The sequence below is a fragment of the Halobacillus sp. BBL2006 genome (assembly GCF_000786645.1).
Taxonomy (GTDB): Bacteria; Bacillota; Bacilli; order Bacillales; family Halobacillaceae; genus Halobacillus.
Genome location: NZ_JRNX01000724.1, coordinates 1 through 1,594 on the forward strand (window position 1 = coordinate 1; position 1,594 = coordinate 1,594).

Sequence of the window (1,594 nt, forward strand, 5' to 3'; positions counted from 1 at the left end):
GGTTCTGATATCAATACGTTGATGTCAAACCCGTTAAATATCCATGAAGCCTTGGCTGAATCTGATTTAGTAATTGGAGCGGTCCTTATTCCGGGGGCCAAAGCACCTAAATTAGTTACTGAAGATATGGTGAGAAAAATGAAAGAAGGGTCTGTTATCGTCGATGTGGCCATTGATCAGGGCGGTATTTTTGAAACGACCGACCGGATTACCACTCATGACAATCCTACTTATGAAAAGCACGGGGTCCTTCACTATGCAGTAGCCAATATGCCAGGGGCTGTACCACGAACATCTACGATCGGATTAACCAATGTTACGGTTCATTATGCTTTGCAGCTTGCGAATAAAGGATATGTGAAGGCGTGCCAGGATAATGAAGCCTTGTTCAAAGGGATCAACACTCTAGAAGGATATGTGACTTATCAAGCCGTTGCAGAAGCGCAAGGACTTGAATACGCTGATGCTAGAGATTTGATTAACAAGTAAAAAGATCATCCAGCAGAACATTACGTTCTGCTGGTCTTTTTTTATGAAGCTTGATGAATGGTATCTTTCTTTTTCTGCTTCTCTCTTTCCTTTTGTTTACGAAAGAGAGTAGCAATAATCGGTCCGGAAATATTGTGCCAAACACTAAAGATGGCACTGGGTACGGCTGCAAGAGGACTGAAGTGAACAGCAGCAAGTGAAGCGCCGAGTCCAGAATTCTGCATACCGACTTCGATCGAAACCGCTCTCTTCTTGGCAGGATCCATTTTAAAGAGCTTTCCGAGAGCATAGCCTGCTGCATAGCCAAGGGTGTTGTGTAAGACGACGATGGCGAAAATGGCTGCTCCTGTCTCAGCAATTTGAGTTTTATTGACACTGACGACGGCTGCCACAATAGCAACGATGGCAACAACCGACACAAGTGGTAAGGCTTTAACGCCTGCCTGTATTTTTTCACCGAAAATCGCTTTAACAGTCAGCCCAAGTAAAATAGGGATGAGGACAATTTTGACGATGGATAGGAACAATGCACTTGCAGAGACTGGTAGCCACTGACTGGCAAATAACAGCACAAGCAACGGTGTCAACAGTGGTGCGAGTAAAGTGGATACAGCTGTAATCGAGACGGATAATGCGGTATCTCCTTTTGATAAATAAGTCATGACATTGGAAGAGGTTCCTCCTGGGCAACACCCGACAAGGATTACGCCTACGGCTACTTCTGGTGATACCGGAAGAACCGTCACAAGTAGAAATGCAATCAGTGGCATGAGTGTGTACTGAGCTGTTACACCGATGGCTACATCTTTTGGACGCTTGAAAACTTCTTTGAAGTCATTTTTGGACAATGTCAAGCCCATCCCAAACATAATGATGCCAAGTAGTGGTACGATATATGGAGCAATCCAAGTAAATCCTGATGGTATAATAAAAGATAAGACCGCAAAGAGTAGAACCCAAATGGCAAAGGTGCTCCCTACGAAACTGCTGGCTTTTTCTAGTGCTCTCATTAATGACACTCCCTTTTCTATGTAGATTGATTTCTGATTATACTAGTATTTCTGAAATTTCAAAGCTTGTTTTAAGGGAAAAAAATGAAAAAAAT

Annotated in this window: 2 protein-coding genes; one reads left to right on the top strand and one right to left on the bottom strand. The window is 43.2% G+C overall.

The window, feature by feature from the left end; all coding sequences use genetic code 11:
* Positions 1-489: alanine dehydrogenase (locus tag LD39_RS18865; RefSeq protein ID WP_035551737.1), on the top strand; the 489-nt coding region annotated here is incomplete at its 5' end.
* Between the two features lie 41 nt (positions 490-530).
* Here the strand turns inward: LD39_RS18865 and LD39_RS18870 are convergent.
* Entirely contained in the window at positions 531-1,499 is a 969-nt protein-coding gene (locus tag LD39_RS18870) for a bile acid:sodium symporter family protein (RefSeq protein WP_035551739.1), read from the bottom strand.
* Positions 1,500-1,594: the final 95 nt, after the last annotated feature.